The organism is Streptomyces sp. NPDC093598, assembly GCF_044764825.1.
Classification (GTDB): domain Bacteria; phylum Actinomycetota; class Actinomycetes; order Streptomycetales; family Streptomycetaceae; genus Streptomyces.
This window is the reverse complement of record NZ_JBIWIV010000004.1, coordinates 546,759-563,980: the sequence shown is the minus strand read 5'-3', so window position 1 is coordinate 563,980 and position 17,222 is coordinate 546,759. Positions and strand designations below refer to the sequence as shown.

The window sequence follows — 17,222 nt, the reverse complement described above, 5'->3', positions numbered from 1 at the left end:
GAATCGTGGAGAACCTCATTGCGCTGCTGGTGGCGGCGCCCCTGCTCGGAGCTGCGGTCCTGCTGTGCGGCGGACGGCTGCTGGACGCCGTCGGCCACTGGCTCGGCACCGCGCTCGCGGCCGTCTCCTTCGTGCTCGGCCTGGTGCTGTTCACCGACATGCTGGGCCAGGACGCCGAAAACCGCGTCATGAGCCAGCATCTGTTCAGCTGGATCCCGGTCGAGGGCTTCCAGGCGGACGTCGCCTTCCAGCTCGACCAGTTGTCCATGACGTTCGTGCTGCTGATCACGGGCGTCGGATCACTGATCCACCTGTACTCCGTCGGGTACATGGAGCACGACGAGCGGCGCCGCCGCTTCTTCGGCTATCTGAACCTGTTCCTCGCGGCGATGCTGATCCTCGTCCTCGCCGACAACTACCTGCTGTTGTACGTCGGCTGGGAGGGCGTCGGTCTCGCCTCCTACCTGCTGATCGGCTTCTGGCAGCACAAGCCCAGCGCCGCCACGGCCGCGAAGAAGGCCTTCCTGGTCAACCGCGTCGGCGACATGGGCCTGTCCATCGCGATCATGCTGATGTTCCTGTGGTTCGGCACCTTCGCCTTCGGGCCGGTGCTCGGCGACCACGGTGAGGCCGGGCTGGCCGGTGCCGCCGGTGAGGACAAGCTGACCGCGATCGCGCTGATGCTGCTGCTCGCCGCGTGCGGCAAGTCGGCCCAGGTGCCGCTGCAGTCCTGGCTCGGGGACGCGATGGAGGGCCCGACCCCGGTCTCGGCCCTCATCCACGCCGCGACCATGGTGACCGCGGGCGTCTACCTGATCGTCCGCTCCGCGGCGGTCTTCAACGGCGCGCCGGACGCTCAGCTGGTCGTCACCATCGTCGGTGCGGTCACGCTCCTGTTCGGTGCGATCGTCGGTTGCGCGAAGGACGACATCAAGAAGGCCCTGGCAGGCTCGACCATGTCGCAGATCGGCTACATGATCCTCGCCGCGGGCCTCGGCCCCATCGGCTACGTCTTCGCGATCATGCACCTGGTGACGCACGGCTTCTTCAAGGCCGGTCTGTTCCTCGGCGCCGGTTCCGTCATGCACGGCATGAACGACGAGGTCGACATGCGCCGCTACGGCGGACTGCGGAAGTACATGCCGGTCACCTTCGTCACCTTCGGCCTCGGCTACCTGGCCATCATCGGCTTCCCGGGCCTGTCCGGGTTCTTCTCCAAGGACAAGATCATCGAGGCGGCGTTCGCCAAGGGCGGCACCGAGGGCTGGATCCTCGGCGCCTGCGCCCTGCTCGGCGCGGCCATCACCGCGTTCTACATGACGCGCGTGATGCTGATGACCTTCTTCGGCGAGGAACGCTGGCGCAACGCCCCGACGCCGTCCCCGGCCGAGCCGAGCGCGGAACCCGCCGCCGAGACGCGCGGCGAGTACACCCCGCCGCATCCGCACGAGTCGCCCAAGGTCATGACGATCCCGATGATCGTGCTGGCCGTCGGGTCGGTGGCCGGCGGCGCGTTCTTCAGCATCGGCGACCGGTTCATGCACTGGCTGGAGCCGGTCACCGGGCACAGCCACGGCAACCCGCCGATCAGCGCGGGCGTGGTCACCGGCGCGACCGTCGCGTGCATGGTCATCGGCGTCGCCCTCGCCTGGGCCCAGTACGGCCGCCGCCCGGTCCCGGCCGTCGCCCCGCGCGGCTCGCTGCTCACCCGGGCCGCCCGGCGCGACCTGCTCCAGGACGACTTCAACCACGTGGTCCTGGTCCGCGGCGGCGAGCACCTCACGCGGTCCCTGGTCTACGTCGACCACACCCTGGTCGACGGCGTCGTCAACGGCACGGCGGCCTCGGTCGGCGGCCTCTCCGGGCGGATGCGCAGGCTGCAGAACGGCTTCGCCCGCTCCTACGCGGTCTCGATGTTCGGGGGTGCGGCGCTCATCGTCGCCGCGACCCTGCTGATGAGGGCGGTCTGATACCGATGTCCTTTCCTCTGCTGACAGTGACAGCGGCGCTCCCGGCCGTCGGGGCGATCGCCACGGCCGCCGTACCGGCCGCGAAGCGCACCGCCGCCAAGTGGCTGGCGCTGCTCTTCTCGCTCGCCACGCTCGTCCTGGCGATCACCGTCCTGGTCCGCTTCGACCCGGGCGGCGACCGCTACCAGCTCACCGAGTCCCACGCCTGGATCGCGGACTTCGGCGTCCGCTACGAACTGGGTGTGGACGGCATCGGGGTGGCGCTGATCGCGCTGACCGCCCTGCTGATCCCGTTCATCATCCTCGCCGGCTGGCACGACGCCGACCCCCTGGAGACCGGCAGCAGCCGCTGGCGGCCGACGCAGGGCTTCTTCGCCTTGATCCTCGCCGTCGAGGCGATGGTGATCCTCTCCTTCGAGGCCACCGACGTCTTCCTCTTCTACATCTTCTTCGAAGCCATGCTGATCCCGATGTACTTCCTCATCGGCGGCTTCGGGGACCGTGCCCACGAGCACGGCGAGAAGGCGGCGGCGACCCAACGGTCGTACGCGGCGGTGAAGTTCCTGCTCTACAACCTGGCCGGCGGTCTGATCATGCTGGCCGCGGTGATCGGCCTGTACGTCGTCGCCGGGAACTTTTCGCTCCAGGAGATCGCCGAGGCCCGCGCCAACGGCTCGCTCGACATGGCGACCAACACCGAGCGGTGGCTGTTCCTCGGCTTCTTCTTCGCCTTCGCGGTGAAGGCGCCGCTGTGGCCGCTGCACACCTGGCTGCCCAACGCGATGCAGGAGTCCACCGCCCCGGTCGCCGTGCTCATCACGGCGGTCGTCGACAAGGTCGGCACCTTCGCGATGCTCCGCTTCTGCCTCCAGCTCTTCCCGGAGGCCAGCAAGTGGGCCACGCCCGCGATCCTCGTCCTCGCCCTGATCAGCATCATCTACGGGGCGCTGCTGGCGGTCGGCCAGCGCGACATCAAGCGGCTGATCGCCTACGCGTCGATCTCCCACTTCGGCTTCATCATCATGGGCATCTTCGCGATGACCAGCCAGGGCCAGTCCGGGGCGACGCTCTACATGATCAACCACGGCATCTCGACGGCCGCGCTGATGCTGGTGGCGGGCTTCCTGATCTCCCGCCGCGGCTCGCGGCTCATCGCCGACTACGGCGGAGTGCAGAAGGTCGCCCCGGTGCTCGCCGGCACGTTCCTGATCGGCAGCCTCGCGACGCTGTCGCTGCCGGGGCTGGCGCCGTTCGTCAGTGAGTTCCTGGTCCTGGTCGGCACGTTCACGCGCTACCCGGTGATCGGCATCATCGCCACGTTCGGCATCGTCCTCGCCGCGCTCTACACCCTCGTCCTCTACCAGCGGACGATGACGGGCCCGGTGAAACCGGAGGTCAGCGCGATGCCGGACCTCAGGGTTCGTGAACTCGTGGTCGTCGCCCCGCTGGTCGTCCTGCTGATCTTCCTGGGCGTCTACCCGAAGCCCGTCACCCAGATCATCGACCCGGCGGTCAAACAGACCATGTCCGATGTACAGAAGAAGGACCCCCAGCCCGAGGTGGAGGCGGCCAAGTGAGCGCAACAGCCGTCCACAGCCTGTGGACAACCGCGGCCGACTCGATCACCAAGATCGACGCGCCGAAGTTCGAGTACGGCCAGTTGTCGCCGACCCTGATCGTCGTCGGTGCGGCGATCATCGGGATCCTGATCGAGGCGTTCGTCCCGCGAAAGTCGCGTTACTACGCCCAGATGTTCGTGTCCGTCGTCGCGCTCGCCGCCGCCTTCGCCGCGGTCGTGGCGCTCGCGGCCGACGGGTACGGCACGACCAAGGCGCGCATCGCGGCGATGGGCGCGATCGCCGTCGACGGGCCGGCCCTGTTCCTGCAAGGCACGATCCTGCTGGCGGCCCTGGTGGGCCTGTTCACCTTCGCCGAGCGGCGCCTCGACCCGGTGGTGCACGGCAACCGTGTCGACTCCTTCGCCGCGCAGGCCGCCTCCGTGCCGGGCAGCGAGAGCGAGAAGGCCGCGGTCAAGGCCGGGTTCACCACCACCGAGGTGTTCCCGCTGCTGCTGTTCGCCGTCGCCGGCATGCTGATCTTCCCGGCGGCCAACGACCTGGTGACGCTGTTCGTGGCGCTGGAGGTCCTCTCCCTGCCGCTGTACCTGCTGTGCGCCCTGGCCCGCCGCAAGCGGCTCATGTCACAGGAGGCGGCGGTCAAGTACTTCCTGCTCGGCGCCTTCGCCTCCGCGTTCACCCTGTTCGGCATCGCCCTGCTGTACGGCTACGCGGGCTCGATGTCGTACGCGACGATCGCGCAGGTCGTCGACGGCACCGTGCAGGACGTCAACCCGGCACTCGCCGACACCATGGGCAACGACGCGCTGCTGCTGATCGGCGCCGCGCTGCTGGTGATGGGTCTGCTGTTCAAGGTGGGCGCGGTGCCGTTCCACATGTGGACGCCGGACGTGTACCAGGGCGCTCCGACGCCGGTGACCGGCTTCATGGCGGCGGCGACGAAGGTGGCGGCGTTCGGTGCGCTGCTGCGGCTGCTGTACGTCGTCCTGCCGGGTCTGCGCTGGGACTGGCGGCCGGTCATGTGGGCCGTGGCCATCGTCACCATGCTGGGCGGTGCGATCGTCGCGATCACGCAGACCGACATCAAGCGGCTGCTGGCGTACTCGTCGATCGCGCACGCCGGGTTCATCCTCGCCGGTGTCATCGCGACCACGCCCGACGGTGTCTCGTCGGTGCTGTTCTACCTGGCGGCGTACTCGTTCGTGACGATCGGCGCCTTCGCGGTGGTCACCCTCGTCCGCGACGCGGGCGGTGAGGCGACGCACCTGTCCAAGTGGGCCGGGCTCGGACGCAGGTCCCCGCTGGTGGCGGCGGTGTTCGCGGTGTTCCTGCTGGCCTTCGCGGGCATTCCGCTGACGTCCGGTTTCGCCGGGAAGTTCGCCGTGTTCAAGGCGGCGGCGGAGGGCGGGGCGGCCCCGCTCGTCGTGATCGGTGTGATCTCGTCGGCGATCGCGGCGTTCTTCTACATCCGCGTCATCGTGCTGATGTTCTTCAGCGAGCCGCGGCCGGAGGGCCCGACGGTGGCCGTGCCGTCGCCCCTGACGATGACGGCGATCGGGGTGGGCGTGGCGGTCACGCTGGTGCTCGGTGTGGCGCCGCAGTACTTCCTGGATCTGGCGGGGCAGGCGGGGGTGTTCGTCCGCTGACGTCCTCGTACGTCGATGTGGGACCCGGTCTCCTTCGGGAGCCGGGTCCCACGGCGTTCCCGGGCAGGCGGGCGGTCCACCAATCGAGTCGAACGGATGTATGGGCACCGTCTCCACCGGGCGGGACCTGTGGATAACTCCGGGGCTGTCGGTGCGGGAGCCTATGGTGGACGCAGTGGTCGAGGCGCGACGCACGGGGGACGCAACGATGGGCGCTACGGGCGGGACAGGTGTGATGACGGAACTGGACGCGGTGACCGGGGCCGGGATCGGCGCGGGCAGCGGCTCCGCCGGGCCCCTCGGCGCCGACGCGAGCGAGGCGCTGGCCGCGCTGCACCGGGTCTTCGGCTACGAGGCCTTCCGCGGTGAGCAGGAAGCCGTCATCGACCATGTCGTGGCGGGCGGCGACGCCGTCGTGCTCATGCCGACCGGCGGCGGCAAGTCGCTGTGCTACCAGATCCCGTCCCTGGTCAGGCCCGGTACGGGCGTGGTCGTCTCCCCGCTCATCGCCCTGATGCAGGACCAGGTGGACGCGCTGCGGGCGCTGGGCGTGCGGGCCGGGTTCATGAACTCCACGCAGGACTTCGACGAGCGGCGGATGGTGGAGGCCGAGTTCCTGGCCGGCGAGCTGGACCTGCTGTACCTGGCGCCGGAGCGGCTGCGCCTTCAGAGCACCCTCGATCTGCTCTCCCGCGGCAAGATCTCCCTCTTCGCCATCGACGAGGCGCACTGCGTCTCCCAGTGGGGCCACGACTTCCGCCCCGACTACCTGGCACTGTCCCTGCTCGGCGAGCGCTGGCCGGACGTACCGCGGATCGCGCTGACGGCGACGGCCACACGCGCGACGCACCAGGAGATCACCGAGCGGCTGAACATGCCGACGGCCCGCCACTTCGTGGCGAGCTTCGACCGGCCCAACATCCAGTACCGAATCGTGCCCAAGGCCGACCCGAAGAAGCAGCTGCTGAGCTTCCTGCGCGAGGAGCACGCGGGCGACGCCGGCATCGTCTACTGCCTGTCACGCAATTCGGTGGACAAGACCGCCGAGTTCCTCAGCCGCAACGGCGTCGAGGCGGTGCCGTACCACGCGGGCCTGGACGCGGGGACGCGCGCCGCCCACCAGTCCCGCTTCCTGCGGGAGGACGGCCTGGTCGTGGTGGCGACCATCGCCTTCGGCATGGGCATCGACAAGCCGGACGTCCGCTTCGTCGCCCACCTCGACCTGCCCAAGTCGGTCGAGGGCTACTACCAGGAGACGGGCCGGGCCGGCCGCGACGGGCTGCCGTCGACGGCCTGGATGGCCTACGGGCTGAACGACGTCATACAGCAGCGCAAGCTGATCCAGTCCGGCGAAGGCGACGAGGCCTTCCGACGCCGGGCCCAGGCCCACCTGGACTCGATGCTGGCGCTGTGCGAGACGGCCCAGTGCCGCCGGGGCCAGCTCCTCGCCTACTTCGGCCAGGACCCGGACCCGTCCGGCTGCGGCAACTGCGACACGTGCCTGACACCGCCGGAGACCTGGGACGGCACCATCGCCGCGCAGAAGGCACTGTCGACGGTGGTCCGGCTGCAGCGGGAGCGCGGGCAGAAGTTCGGCGCGGTGCAGATCGTCGACATCCTGCTGGGGAAGCGGACCGGCAAGGTCATCCAGTTCGACCACGACCAGCTGTCCGTGTTCGGCATCGGCGAGGAGCTCACCGAGGGCGAATGGCGGGGCGTCATCCGGCAGTTGCTCGCCCAGGGGCTGCTCGCGGTGGAGGGCGAGTACGGCACGCTGGTGCTGACCGAGGCCAGCGGGGCGGTGCTGCGGCGGGAGCGGGACGTGCCGCTGCGCAAGGAGCCGAAGAAGCCGGTCACCTCCCGGTCGGGGTCCTCGTCGTCCTCGGGCTCCGGACGGGGCGAGCGCAAGGGCAAGGCTGTCGCCGCCGAGCTGCCCGAGGAGCTGCTGCCGGCCTTCGAGGCACTGCGCGCCTGGCGCGCCGAGCAGGCCCGTGAGCAGGGCGTCCCGGCGTATGTGATCTTCCACGACGCCACGCTGCGGGAGATCGCCATGGCGTGGCCGACGTCGGTGGGGGAGCTGGGCGGGATCAGCGGGGTCGGCGAGAAGAAGCTGGCGACGTACGGGGAGGGTGTGCTGGAGGTGCTCGCCACTCTGGGCGGGCCGGCGGGCCCGGCTCCGCAAGCGGGCCCGGCCCCGGCTCACGCCCCCGGTCAGGACGCGGGTGAGCCGGACCACTGGCCGGAGATGGACGCGGAGCCCGAGCCCGACGACTGGATATAGGGCCGGGCTCCGGCCAGGTCACCGGGGTCCGGGAGCCGGTCCGGTCACCATGCCCGTCCCGCGTACGCCCTGACATCCGCGTCGGAGTCCGTCGTCGCCGTGGCGAGGGCCGCCCGGGCCTCCTCGGTGGCGCGGTGCCGGGTCAGTGCGAGGACGGCGGCCTTGCGGACGTCGGCGTTGGGGTCCGCCAGGGCCTTGGCGAGAGCCGGGACGGCCATGTCGGGGTCCGCGACGGACAGGGCTGTGGCGGCTCCGGCCCGGACCTGCCAGGCCGACTCGGACAGAGCGGCCACCGCGCGCGTGGTGAGGGGCGCCGGGCAGCCGGTGGTGCCCAGGGCTCCATAGGCCGCTGCGCGCACCAGGGCATCGGCGTCGCCGAGGAGGCCGGTGAGGGCCGCTTCGATCGCGTCGGCGGAGGGATCGGCGGCGGCCGGGGTGTCACGCGCCAGCCGCTCGGCACCCACCGTGGCGAGGCCCTTGGCGATCGCCACGCGGACCTCGCGGGACGGGTCGCCGGCCGCTGCTCGGGCCAGTTCGCCGGAAGCGTCGACCGACACCAGGGCGCGTACGGCCTCGATGCGGACGGCGATGTCGGAGTCGGCCAGGGAGTCCGCGAACAGGCCGGCGTCTCCGAGCCGCAGGGCACGCAGGACGTCCAGCGCCGCGGCGCGCACCACCGGGTCCGGCTCGGCCAGCGCGGCGGTGAGACCGTCGCGCAGGTCGGGCTCGGCCGGGAGCGTCTCGACGAGCTCGCGCAGTGACGCGGCAGCGGCGGCACGGACCTCGGCGGCGGTGTCGCGCAGGGCGGCGGCGAGGGCGGTGCCCGTCCCCGGCGGCAGGGTCTCGGTGAGCACGGCGACGGCCTCGCGGCGGACGGCGGGCACCGGGTCGGTCAGGTAGGGGAGGAGGGCGTCCAGTTCGGGCTCCTCCTCGGCGAGGGCGACGAGTTCGAGGAGGCGGGCGGCGGACCGCTCGCCGGACGGCGCGGTGGTCGGGGCCTGCGGAGCCGAAGCCGGCTCCGCCGTCCCCGCCCGGCCGGACCGGTCACTGCTGGTGGCCGCCACCGGCGCCAGGTCCCGCGACCCGGCCGTGGCCACATCCTCGGCGTGGACCTCGCCGAGGGCACGGGAGGGACCACCGACGGGGTCGAAGCCGTCGACCGGAACGAGATAGGGAGCCACGGGCCGGGCCGTGAACTCCATCGCACCAGAGGGGGACTTGTGCAGATCGAGGTGGTGGAACCAGGACACGTCGTCGCGCTGGGGGTGGTCGAGACGGTCGTGGTAGAGGCCCCAGCGGGACTCCGTGCGGGCCAGGGAGGACCGCGCGGCCATCTCCGCGCAGTCGCGGATGAAGGTGACCTCGGCGCAGCGCATCAGCTCGTGCGCGGTGCGGGCGCCCATCTCGGCGATGTCGGTGTGCATCCGCTCGAAGGCCTCCAGGGCCAGCGACAGCCGGGCGCCGGACTTGGGCGGGGCCACGTAGTCGTTCACGAAGCGGCGCAGCTTGTACTCGACCTGGGGCTGCGGCGGGCCGTCGGGGTTGCGCAGCGGGCGGTAGATCAGCTCGTGCGCCTCCCGGAGCTGGTCCGCGGGCAACTCGCCCGCGTACGCCTGGTACTGGGACGCGTCCGCTCCCGCCAGGTCACCGAAGACGAACGCGCCGATCATGTAGTTGTGCGGGACGCAGGCCAGGTCACCGGCCGCGTACAGCCGGGGGACGGTCGTACGGGCGTGGTCGTCCACACGGACGCCGGAGGCGGAGTGCCCGCCGCACAGGCCGATCTCGGAGATGTGCATCTCGACGTCGTGGGTGCGGTAGTCGTGGCCGCGGCCGGAGTGGAAGGTGCCGCGGGTGGGGCGCTCGGTGGAATGGAGGATCGTCTCCAGGGCCGAGACCGACTCCTCGGGCAGATGGCTCAGCTTCAGGTAGACGGGGCCGCGGTCGGACGCCACCTCGGCGGCGAACTCGGCCATCATCTGGCCCGACCAGTAGTCGGAGTCGACGAAGCGTTCGCCGTGCCGGTTGACCTGGTAGCCGCCGAAGGGGTTGGCGACGTAGGCGCAGGCCGGGCCGTTGTAGTCCTTGATCAGCGGGTTGATCTGGAAGCACTCGATGCCGGTGAGTTCGGCGCCCGCGTGGTAGGCCATGGCGTAGCCGTCGCCCGCGTTCGTGGGGTTCTCGTAGGTGCCGTAGAGGTAGCCGGAGGCGGGCAGGCCGAGGCGGCCGCAGGCGCCGGTCGCGAGGATCACCGCACCCGCGCGGACCTGGACGAACCGCCCGGTGCGGGTGTTGAAGCCGGCCGCCCCGACAGCTCGCCCTTGCGTAGTGAGGACGCGCACCGGCATCACGCGGTTCTCGATGCGGATCCTCTCCCGCATCTCGCGGCGCCGCAGCTGCCGGTACAGGACCTTCTTGACGTCCTTGCCCTCCGGCATCGGCAGCACGTAGGAGCCGGAGCGGTGCACCTGGCGGACGGAGTAGTCGCCGTGCTCGTCCTTCTCGAACTTCACGCCGTAGGACTCCAGCCGCTGCACCATGTCGAAGCCGCGGGTGGCGGTCTGGCGGACGGTGGACTGGTCGACGATGCCGTCGTTGGCGCGGGTGATCTCGGCGACGTAGTCGTCGGGTTCGGCGCGGCCCGGGATGACCGCGTTGTTGACGCCGTCCATGCCCATGGCGAGCGCGCCGGAGTGGCGGACGTGCGCCTTCTCCAGGAGAAGCACGTTCGCGCCGTGCTCGGCGGCGGTCAGGGCGGCCATGGTGCCGGCGGTGCCGCCGCCGATGACGAGGACGTCGCAGGTCAGTTCCTCGGCGTCGGCGAGCGACGGGACGGCCAGGGGGATGTCCGCAGGAGGGTTCACGGAGGTGGTCACCGGGGTGCCTTTCACGTACCGAGCGAGGTGAGGACGTCGCGCCGCAGGGCCACGCGCGCCGGGTCGTCGTGTGCGCCGCGGTCGCGCGGGCGGGGGATGTCCCGGACGGCGAGGAGGCCGCCCGCGCCGAGCAGGGCCACGCGGTCGCCGAGGAACAGGGCCTCGTCCACGTCGTGGGTGACGAAGACGACGGTGGCGCCCGTGCCCTGGAGCACCTCCACCAGCAGGTCCTGCATGCCCGCGCGGGTCTGCGCGTCGAGCGCGCCGAACGGCTCGTCCATCAGGACGGCGCGCGGGCGTCCGGCCAGGGCGCGGGCCAGCTGGACGCGCTGGCGCTGCCCGCCGGAGACCCGGTGCGGCAACTGCCGTGCCTGCGAGCCGAGTCCGACCCGCTCCAGCCAGGTCTGGGCCTGCTCCCGGCGCTCGGCGCGGGACACGCCGCGGATGGCGAGGGGAAGTTCGACGTTGGCGCGCAGGGTGCGCCAGGGGAGCAGGGCGTCCTCCTGGAAGACCAGGGCGCGGTCGGCCGAGGGGCCGGTCAGCCGCCGGCCGTCCTGGGTGATCTCGCCGGCGAGCGGCGACAGCAGGCCGGCCAGGGTGCGCAGCAGGGTCGACTTGCCGCAGCCCGAGGGGCCGACGACGGTGAGGATCTCGCCGGGGGCGATGTCCAGGTCGACCTTGTCCAGGGCGGGCGCGCCGGGCCGGCCGAGACAGGCGCCGGCGAGGGCGAGCCGGGTGCCGCGTACCGGGGCTGCGGGGGCGGCGGTCTCGGACGAGGCTTTCGGGCCGGTGCCGGACGAGGTGTTCGGGACAGCCCCGGGCGGGATGTTCGAGACGGTCTCAGACGAGGTGCTCATCGCGTGTTCTCCTCGGATCGGGCCCCGCCGGGGACGGCGGCGGGGGCGGCCGGTGCCGGCGTCACGGACCGGTCGGACCGGGGCGGCCGGACGCCGGGGACGTACGCGGTGCGCGGCAGCCAGCGGGTGAGGCGGCTGCCCAGCAGTTCGACGGCGGTGGAGGTGAGCCAGCCGAGGACGCCGATGGTGACCATGCCGACGAACACGCCGGGGTAGTCGACGACGGTGTAGTCCTGCCAGGTGCGGTAGCCGACGCCGTACTGGCCGGAGATCATCTCGGCGGAGATCACACAGATCCACGAGACGCCGATGCCGACGGACAGACCGCCGAACACGCCGGGCAGCGCGCCCGGCAGGACGACCGAGCCGAGGATCCGCCACCGGCCGCCGCCCATCGTGCGCACCGCCTCCTCCCACACGGGAGTCAGGGCGCGCACCGCGTGCCGGGTGGAGACCAGGACCGGGAAGAAGGCGGCGGTGCAGGTGATGAAGACGATGCCCTGCTCGTTGGAGGGGAACAGCAGGATCGCGACGGGGACCAGGGCGATGGCCGGGATCGGGCGGATCACCTCCAGCACCGGGCCGAGCAGGTCCTCGGCGAGGCGCGAGCGTGCCACGAGCACGCCCGTGGCCACACCGAGGACGGCGGCCAGCAGGAAACCGGTGAGGATCCGGGTGAGGCTGTCGGTGAGGTCCGTCCAGTAGTCCGGCCCGGACACCCGGGCGGCGAAGGTCCGGGCCACGTCGGTGACCGTCGGGAACTGCGAGAAGCGCAGCCACAGGTTGATGTTCAGGCTGGTCAGCGCCTGCCACAGGCCGAGGGCTGCGGCCAGCGACACCACGCGGAGCGCGTACCGCTTCACGAGGCCCGCTCCAGCGCGTCGGCGTACGGGACGACCCGCGCTCCGCCGTGCCCGGCGATGTACGCCTGCGCGGTGTCGGGGGCGACGAAGGGCAGCAGCTTGTCGCCGTCGGCCACCCACACGGCCTTGTCGGCGAACCAGAGGGTGCCGGTGGTGGTGTCGGGGACGTAGGCGGCGCGCAGGGTGTCGCGGTGCCCGGCGATGTAACGCAGCAGCAGGGAGGGGGAGTTGAAGGTGACGGTCTTCGAGGCGCCCTCGGGCCAGGCCTCGCTCGCGGCCGGTGCGGGCTTCGTGGCGAGGTGTTCGGCGTACGCCGCCGGGCCGAGGGCCTTCTTCACGTACTGGTCGTCGACGAAGGAGTCGACGTCCACGTCGCCGGTGAACTTCGCCGACTTGAGGATCGACACGTCCTGTTTCAGCGCGGAGACGAGCTGGGGCTTGAGTGCCGGGTCGAAGGTGGCGATGCCGTGAGCGCCGTTGTAGAGGTAGACGACCTCGGCGGGCAGGCCGGTCGCCTTCGCGACCTTCTCGGCGGCGTCCACCGGGTGGTCGTTCAGGTAGTCGGTCGCCTCCGCCTGCGCCTTCAGGAACGCCTCCAGCACGGCCGGGCGCTGCTTCGCGAAGTCCTCGCGGGCGGTGACGCCGTGGAAGGTGGGCAGGTTCAGCCGGGCCCCGTCGTAGATCGCCTTCGCCTTGCCCTGGTAGGCGAGCAGGCCCGGCCAGGCGACGAACTGGGACAGTGCGTCCGTGCTGCCCGCCGCGAGGGCGGAGGCGCCGACGGAAGGCTGCTGGTTGAGCTTGTCGATGCCGCTGTTCGGGTCGATGCCGGCGCGTTGCAGGGCCCGTACGAGGGTGCCGTCGGCGGCCGACCCGACGCTCGTGGAGACCTTCTTGCCCTTCAGGTCCTTCAGGGAGGTCAGCTTGGAACCGGGTGCGGTGACGATGGTGTTGAGGCCGCCGCGCAGGTTGTAGCCGGTGACCGACACCAGGCGGGTGGGGCTGCCCAGCTGCTTGCCGCGGGCCGCGTTGATGAGCAGCGGGAAGTCGCCCATCGAGCCGATGTCGATCTTCCCGGCGGTCATCTGGGCGGTGATGGGGGCGCCGGTGGCGTAGTCCTGCCAGTTCACCTTGTAGTGGATGCCGTCGTGCAGGGAGTTCAGCTGCTTCTCGAAGGCGCCGAGGGAGCGGAGCAGGGTGCCCGCCGTGACGGTGTTGATCGTCCTGGACTGGTAGCCGACGGTGACGGTGACCGTGGAGCCGCTGCCCGCTTCGGCGTCACCGCCGCAGGCGCTGAGCGGGAACAGGAGAACGACGGCGGATATGGCGACTGCTGTGCGTTTCATGATGGTTCGGGCCTCTCACCGGAGCAGATAGGGCATGTTGACCGTGACGGCTCCGGTGGGGCAGCGGGCCGCGCACGGGCCGCAGTACCAGCACTCGTCGACATGCATGTAGGCCTTGCCGTTGCGCTCGTCGATGGCGAGGGAGTCCAGCGGGCACATGTCCACGCAGAGCGTGCAGCCGTCGATGCACTTCGACTCGTCGATGGTCACGGGCACGTCGGCCCGCTGGGGCGCCAAGGGCATGGCTGTCTCCAGGAGTGTGCGCGAGCGGGGTGGTCACCGGGTCCGGTGCAGCAGGCCGCTCATGGTGATGCGGTCGCCGCGGAAACGGATGAACTCCAGGTCGACCGGGCGGCCGTCCGCGAGGTGGGTGAGGCGTTCCAGCATGAGGACGGCGGCGCCGCGCGGAGCCTCGAGCACGGCGGCCGAGTGGGTGTCCGCGCTGACCGCTTCCAGGGTGATCTCGGCGTGGCCGAGGCGCTGGCCGGTGGCGGCTTCCAGAAGGCGGAAGACGTCGGTGTTCTCCAGATCGGCGCCGAGCAGGCCGGTGCCGATGTCGAGGGGGATGTAGGTGAGGTCGAGGGACAGGGGCAGACCGCCCAGTCTGCGCAGGCGTTCGATGTAGAGGACGTCGGTGCCGGGCGTGAGCCGGAGGCGGTCGGCGACCGGCGCGGGTGCCGGGGCGGGGCCCATGGTGCGGACCTCGTTGGTGACCTGCCCGTGTTCGCGGAGGGTTTCCGCGAGACCCATCAGCCGGTCCAGGCCGTGGGGGTACTTGTGGGCCACGACCACGGTGCCGACGCCGGGCTGGCGCTCCACGAGGCCCTCGGCCCGCAGCAGGTCGAGCGCCTCGCGAACCGTGTTGCGGCTGGCGCCGTACTCGGTGGCGACGGTCGACTCGTGGGGGAGGACGCCGTCGGGGAAGGCGCCGGTGAGCAGCAGCCGACGGAGCAGGTCGGCCAGTTGCCGGGCCCGGTCGGCGCGCAGCCGTCGCCGCGCGCGGTGGGCGGCGACGGTGGTCGCGGCTCCCTGTCCGGCGTGGTCTCGGATGCGGTCACTGGGCATGGCTCGGACCATACCTATCCGATAGGAAAAGTGGTGTTGCGGGAATGTTGCGCCACCGGGAATGTGACCGGTTCGACGGATGAGCTGGCCTTTTGGTCAACCCGCGAGCGGATCCGCCACCGGCCACACGGCCCGTGCGGCTACGACAGCTGCACACAGCCGCACCGGTACGCCTGCGACAGCCGCCCACAACCTGACCGGTACGCCTGCGACAGCCGCCCACAGCCGGACCGGTGCGGCTACGACAGCGCCGTCAAGCCCGGGGCGAAGGCGATCAGCAGGGGCAACAGCGGGACGAGCGCGGCCGTCGTGGTGGTCAGGGCCCGGTGCCGGCGGCCCAGCCGGGGCGGCGGTTCCAGGAGCCGGTCGACCCGCTCGCCCAGCAGGCGGTGGCTCGAGGCGCAGGACAGGACGCCGCGGTGCTGGTTGAGCTCGATCAGGGCCAGGGCGGTGGTCAGGTGGCCGCAACGGCGGGAGGCCGTGTCGTCGGCGGCCAGTTCGACCAGGCGGTGGGTCTGGTCGCAGAAGTGGGCGAACAGCGGGATGCGGGGGAAGCCGGTGGCCAGGGCGGTGGACAGGTGCAGCAACCAGTCGTGGCGGGCCCGGGCGTGGCCCCGCTCGTGGGTGAGGACGGCGTCGAGCTGGTGGCCGGTGAGGCGGTGCAGGGCGCCCGTGGTGACGATCAGCTGGGGCGGGCTGCCGGGCATCCACCAGGCGTCCGGGTACTCGTCCTCCAGGACCAGCAGCGGCCCGCGCGCCGCGGGCAGGCCGGCCGGCAGGTCGGGGGCGCGCTCGCGCAGGTGGGCGCGGGCCTGGGCGCGGCGCCGGCGGGCCTCGACGAGTTCCCGCGCGAGCATCGCGGTCGTCCAGGCGGCACCGCAGGCCAGCAGCAGGGTGAGGGCGGCTGCCCCCGGCGGGGCGGTGGACAGGTCGTACGCCGCGGTCACCGCCGGCGGTGCCGGGGCGAAGAGCTGGGCGCGGACGGTGCCGAAGACGGCGGCGGCGCCCAGGGAGAGCGCCGTGACGCAACACAGCAGGACAGTGGCGACCAGGCACTGCCACACCCACAGCGCGACCACCGGTTCCCGTTCGGGCCACGCGGCCCGGGTCAGCGCACGGGGAACAGGGACGGCGGCCGTCAGGGCGACGACGCTCAGCAGGAGCAGGCAGACGGTCATGGCCACGGGCTCCGGTTCCTCGTCGGAAGAGGGGCGGCTACGGGTCGTGCGGGGGTGGGCGGTCGCCGTGCGCACCGGTGACCACGCGCGCCTCGACGACGAGCGTGGCGGAGGTGCGGGCACACCGCCCTGCGCCCAGTATGACGGGCCGGGCAGTGTGCGTCAGGGGCCGAACGGCAACAGAAGAGACCGGAGGGGCGGCGGTCGGCCGGCCCTCGCCCGGCCGGTGTCAGCCCTGGACCACCCGTCCCGTCACCTCGCCCAGCCCCACCCGCACGCCGTGCGGCCCAGGAGCCCACGCCGAGAGGGTCACCTCGTCGCCGTCCTCCAGGAACGTCCGCTTCCCGTCCGGCAGTTCGAGCGGCTCTTGGCCGTTCCAGGTCAGCTCCAGCAGGGAGCCGCGCTCCCCTTCCGCCGGGCCGCTGACCGTGCCGGAGCCGTAGAGGTCGCCGGTGCGCAGGGAGGCGCCGTTGACGGTCATGTGGGCCAGCTGCTGGGCGGCCGTCCAGTACATGGTGGAGAAGGGCGGCTCGGAGACGACGTGGCCGTTGACGGCGACGCTGATCCGCAGATCGTAGCCGCCGGGCTCCTCGCCGCTGTCGTCCAGGTAGGGCAGCAGCTCGTGCGTCCGGGCCGGAGGCGCCACGAGCGCCTCCTCCAGGGCGTCCAGCGGCGTGATCCACGCCGACACCGACGTGGCGAAGGACTTGCCGAGGAACGGACCGAGGGGGACGTACTCCCAGGCCTGGATGTCGCGGGCGGACCAGTCGTTGAGGAGGCACAGCCCGAACACGTGCTCGCGGAAGTCCCCGAGGGCCACCGGCGCGCCCATCCGGGAGGGCACGCCGACGACGAAACCGACCTCGGCCTCGATGTCCAGGCGGACGGACGGGCCGAAGACGGGAGCGGCGTCCGTGGGGGCCTTGCGCTGGCCGGACGGGCGGGCGACCTCCGTGCCGGAGACGACGACCGTGCCGGAGCGGCCGTGGTAGCCGATCGGCAGGTGCTTCCAGTTGGGGGTGAGGGAGTCCTCCGCGTCGGGGCGGAAGATCCGGCCGACGTTCCGGGCGTGGTTCTCCGAGGCGTAGAAGTCGACGTAGTCCGCGACCTCGAAGGGCAGGTGCAGGGTCACCGACGACAGGGGGTGGAACAGGGGTGCGACGGTCTCGCGGTGGGACGGCACGGTCACCCAGGCGGTCAGTGCCCGGCGCACGTCGGACCAGGCCGTGCGGCCCGCGGCCAGCAGCGGGTTGAGGGTCGGCTGCGCGAGCAGGGAGGCGTACGGCGAGCCCAGCGCGTGGGCCGCCGCGCCCGCGTCCAGCACATGGTCACCGAGCCGGACGCCCACGGCCCGGTGGGACGAGCCGGGGAGGGAGAACACGCCGTACGGCAGGTTGTGCGGGCCGAAGGGATCGCCCTCGGGGACATCGAAGGGGGGCATCGGGTGCTGCCTCGCTTTCGGGTGTGCCATGTCGTCGCCACGTGTTCGTGGTCATGCCACACGTTACGGGTGACGCGCCGCTCCTGTGCAGAGTCCGTGGAGGCGCACAGGGGCGAACGGGGCAG

At 71.7% G+C, this 17,222-nt stretch carries 12 protein-coding genes; 4 read left to right on the top strand and 8 right to left on the bottom strand.

From position 1 onward, the window contains the following. The first annotated feature begins 5 nt into the window (after positions 1-5). The 4 genes from nuoL to recQ all read left to right on the top strand — a co-directional run bounded on the left by nuoL (position 6) and on the right by recQ (position 7,474). A complete protein-coding gene (nuoL, locus tag ACIRDU_RS17885; protein ID WP_403580254.1) occupies positions 6-1,970 on the top strand; it encodes an NADH-quinone oxidoreductase subunit L in 1,965 nt (654 codons plus the stop codon). A 5-nt stretch (positions 1,971-1,975) separates the two neighbouring features. Continuing rightward, positions 1,976-3,547: an NADH-quinone oxidoreductase subunit M gene (locus ACIRDU_RS17880; RefSeq protein ID WP_403580251.1), complete on the top strand. Its 1,572-nt coding sequence runs from the start codon at positions 1,976-1,978 to the stop codon at positions 3,545-3,547. Next, on the top strand, positions 3,544-5,193 hold the full coding sequence (nuoN, locus tag ACIRDU_RS17875; RefSeq protein WP_403580248.1) for an NADH-quinone oxidoreductase subunit NuoN: 1,650 nt from the start codon (positions 3,544-3,546) through the stop codon (positions 5,191-5,193). Before ACIRDU_RS17880 ends, nuoN begins: the two co-directional genes overlap by 4 nt. Before the next feature lie 235 nt (positions 5,194-5,428). After that, positions 5,429-7,474, top strand: a complete 2,046-nt coding sequence (gene recQ, locus ACIRDU_RS17870; RefSeq protein ID WP_403580245.1) for a DNA helicase RecQ — start codon at positions 5,429-5,431, stop codon at positions 7,472-7,474. Between the two features lie 44 nt (positions 7,475-7,518). Here the strand turns inward: recQ and ACIRDU_RS17865 are convergent, their stop codons facing one another. The 8 genes from ACIRDU_RS17865 to fahA form a co-directional block, all read right to left on the bottom strand. Beyond that, complete coding sequence (locus tag ACIRDU_RS17865) at positions 7,519-10,350, bottom strand: fumarate reductase/succinate dehydrogenase flavoprotein subunit (RefSeq protein ID WP_403580242.1); 2,832 nt, start codon at positions 10,348-10,350, stop codon at positions 7,519-7,521. A gap of 11 nt (positions 10,351-10,361) precedes the next feature. Beyond that, on the bottom strand, positions 10,362-11,207 hold the full coding sequence (locus tag ACIRDU_RS17860; RefSeq protein WP_403580239.1) for an ABC transporter ATP-binding protein: 846 nt from the start codon (positions 11,205-11,207) through the stop codon (positions 10,362-10,364). Then, positions 11,204-12,070 carry an ABC transporter permease gene (locus tag ACIRDU_RS17855; protein WP_403580236.1) on the bottom strand — a complete coding sequence of 289 codons (867 nt, stop codon included), beginning with the start codon at positions 12,068-12,070 and terminating at the stop codon, positions 11,204-11,206. Before ACIRDU_RS17855 ends, ACIRDU_RS17860 begins: the two co-directional genes overlap by 4 nt. Continuing rightward, the gene (locus ACIRDU_RS17850) at positions 12,067-13,413 is read right to left on the bottom strand and encodes an ABC transporter substrate-binding protein (protein ID WP_403580233.1); all 1,347 of its coding nucleotides are present in this window, start codon (positions 13,411-13,413) and stop codon (positions 12,067-12,069) included. Before ACIRDU_RS17850 ends, ACIRDU_RS17855 begins: the two co-directional genes overlap by 4 nt. A gap of 15 nt (positions 13,414-13,428) precedes the next feature. Further along, the gene (locus ACIRDU_RS17845; RefSeq protein ID WP_003992261.1) at positions 13,429-13,656 is read right to left on the bottom strand and encodes a ferredoxin family protein; all 228 of its coding nucleotides are present in this window, start codon (positions 13,654-13,656) and stop codon (positions 13,429-13,431) included. Positions 13,657-13,689: 33 nt separating this feature from the next. After that, positions 13,690-14,478, bottom strand: a complete 789-nt coding sequence (locus ACIRDU_RS17840; protein WP_403580229.1) for a GntR family transcriptional regulator — start codon at positions 14,476-14,478, stop codon at positions 13,690-13,692. 239 nt (positions 14,479-14,717) lie between these two features. Further along, positions 14,718-15,656 (bottom strand): M56 family metallopeptidase, encoded by a 939-nt coding sequence (locus tag ACIRDU_RS17835; RefSeq protein ID WP_403580634.1) that lies wholly within the window; start codon positions 15,654-15,656, stop codon positions 14,718-14,720. Positions 15,657-15,885: 229 nt separating this feature from the next. Further along, on the bottom strand, positions 15,886-17,097 hold the full coding sequence (fahA, locus tag ACIRDU_RS17830) for a fumarylacetoacetase (protein WP_403580226.1): 1,212 nt from the start codon (positions 17,095-17,097) through the stop codon (positions 15,886-15,888). Positions 17,098-17,222: the final 125 nt, after the last annotated feature.